This is a genomic window from Nocardioides sp. (assembly GCF_035481145.1).
GTDB lineage: Bacteria > Actinomycetota > Actinomycetes > Propionibacteriales > Nocardioidaceae > Nocardioides.
The window spans coordinates 1-2448 of the sequence record NZ_DATIHB010000037.1; the positions used below are offsets into that span (position 1 = coordinate 1).

Below are 2448 nucleotides of genomic sequence, written 5' to 3' on the forward strand. Positions count from 1 at the left end.
GCGGTGCTGGGTGCCAGCCCTGGGGTCGACCGGCGCTTCGTGCAGCGCCTCTTCGCGGACAACCCGCTCGGGCAGGCACGCGAGCAGACACCCATCTGCGTCGTGCGAGAGGTTGCATGGCCGGAAGGCCAGGAGCTTCCGGCCGAGCCGCGACGCCGGCTCACCCCTCCCTAGGCCGATCGGTGGCCGGCCCCGAGCTCATCCTGACCCTGTCCTGTCCCGATCGCCGCGGCATCGTCTACGCCGTGGCTCGGGCCATCAGCGAGGGCGGCGGCAACATCGTCGACAGCCAGCAGTTCGGCGACCCGGACGAATCGGTCTTCTTCATGCGCGTCCACTTCGCCGATGAGGCGGAGGGCGGCCTCGAGAGCTGGCGGCGGACCTTTGCGCCGCTGGCCGATGCATACGCCATGCAATGGGACCTCCATGACACCAGCCATCGACAGCGCATCCTGGTGGCCGTCTCGCACGAGGGCCATTGCCTGAACGACCTGCTCTACCGCTGGCAGACGGGCGCCCTGCACGCCGACATGGTGGCCGTCGCCTCGCCGTACGGCGACTTCGAGGGCCTGGCCGCCGGGTACGGCGTCCCGTACCACCGCCTCCCGGGTCCCGATGCATCGGGACCACAGCGCGACGCCGCGCTCCTGGAGCTCGTGACATCCGAGCGGATCGAGCTGGTGGTGCTCGCGCGCTACATGCAGATCCTCGGCGGCGACGCATGCCGCACGCTGGCGGGTCGGGCGATCAACATTCACCACTCGTTCCTGCCGTCGTTCCGCGGAGCCCGGCCCTATGCGCAGGCCCATGCGCGCGGGGTGAAGCTCATCGGCGCCACGGCGCACTACGTCACCGAGGAGCTCGACGAGGGCCCGATCATCGAGCAGGAGGTCGCCCGCGTCGACCATGCGCACAGCGTGGCCGAGCTGGCGCGTGTCGGGCGCGACGTCGAGTGCGTGGCGCTCGCCAGGGCGGTCCGCTGGCATGTCGAGCACCGGGTGCTGCTCCACGGCGCGCGTACCGTGGTATTCCGCTGAGCTTTGACCGCTGCGCCGGCCCCGGATACGATGCGCGGGCCGTGGGGATGTAGCTCAGCTGGGAGAGCACCTCCTTTGCAAGGAGGGGGTCAGGGGTTCGAGTCCCCTCATCTCCACCACGTTTTAACCACCCCGTCCCGGCGTCGGGCGTTCTTGACCGGCCCCGAGCGGAGTGCTACAGTAACTCGGCTCTCGCGGGGAGACCCACCTCCGGTCCTCCTCGCGTTCGTTGTGACAAGCCCCACATTGATCCATCTTCTGACCCTGTGTCGTCTGACCATTGGGCGCGACCCTCGTGGCGCCCAGCGGTCAGCGGACACAATCGCTGACGCCGTGACGATTCGTCGCCAGGCGTCGACCGGGAGGCCCACGTCAGTGGGCGTGGCCGACCGGCGGGCCATCGCACGAGCCGAGCACGGCGAGCATCCGTACGAACGGGTGCGCGACCTTATCAATCGAAGAGTGGAAGCATCGATTTCGTCGAGGAGATTCCGACGCGACCGCATCGTTGCGACGGCCAGCACCGTGCTAGCCGCGTGAACGTTGTAGGTCAAGCTACTAAGAGCACGCGGTGGATGCCTTGGCGCCAAGAGCCGACGAAGGACGTGGCAGGCAGCGAAATGCTTCGGGGAGTTGCGAGCAAGCGTTGATCCGGAGATATCCGAATGGGGAAACCCCCCAGGGGTAATGCCCTGGGACGCACGGTTGAATACATAGACCGTGTCGAGGACACCGAGGGAACTGAAACATCTAAGTACCTCGAGGAACAGAGAACATTCCGTTAGTAGTGGCGAGCGAAAGCGGAGGAGCCCAAACCGTGGCTGCGTGATAGGTCGCAGCCGTTGCAGTCGCGGTGTTGTAGGGCCGACCAGCTGGATCTGCGAATCCGGCAGGGAGTTACAAATCGGTTCGCTAGTAGAAGCGGCCTGGAAAGGCCCGCCAGAGAGGGTGACAGCCCCGTACGCGAAAGCGATCCGACTCCCGGACGTGTCCCTGAGTACCACGTGGAAGGTCTCTTCATGTGGGAACCCGGGCGGACCACCGTCCAAGGCTAAATACTCTTGGCGACCGATAGTGAACCAGTACCGTGAGGGAAAGGTGAAAAGCACCCCGGGAGGGGAGTGAAACAGTACCTGAAACCGCGTGCTTACAAGCAGTCAGAGGGTGTTGCCCATCGGCTTCGGCTGGTGGGTAGCCTGATGGCGTGCCTTTTGAAGAATGAGCCGGCGAGTTACCCGGTCTGTGGCAAGGTTAAGTCCGTGAAGGACGCAGCCGTAGCGAAAGCGAGTCTGAACAGGGCGTCACAGTCGCAGCGGGTAGACCCGAAACCGAGTGAGCTACCCATGGGCAGGTTGAAGCGGGAGTAATGTCCCGTGGAGGACCGAACTCACTAGCGTTGAAAAGCTAGGGG

At 65.3% G+C, this 2448-nt stretch carries 1 protein-coding gene, 1 tRNA gene and 1 rRNA gene; all 3 read left to right on the forward strand.

The genetic code is table 11. From position 1 onward, the window contains the following. The first annotated feature begins 182 nt into the window (after nt 1-182). Entirely contained in the window at nt 183-1037 is an 855-nt protein-coding gene (gene purU, locus VLF38_RS03000; RefSeq protein WP_325269810.1) for a formyltetrahydrofolate deformylase, read from the forward strand. Between the two features lie 43 nt (nt 1038-1080). Continuing rightward, nucleotides 1081-1156 (forward strand) — tRNA-Ala (locus VLF38_RS03005). A gap of 429 nt (nt 1157-1585) precedes the next feature. Then, nucleotides 1586-2448 (forward strand): 23S ribosomal RNA (locus VLF38_RS03010); the annotation flags it as partial.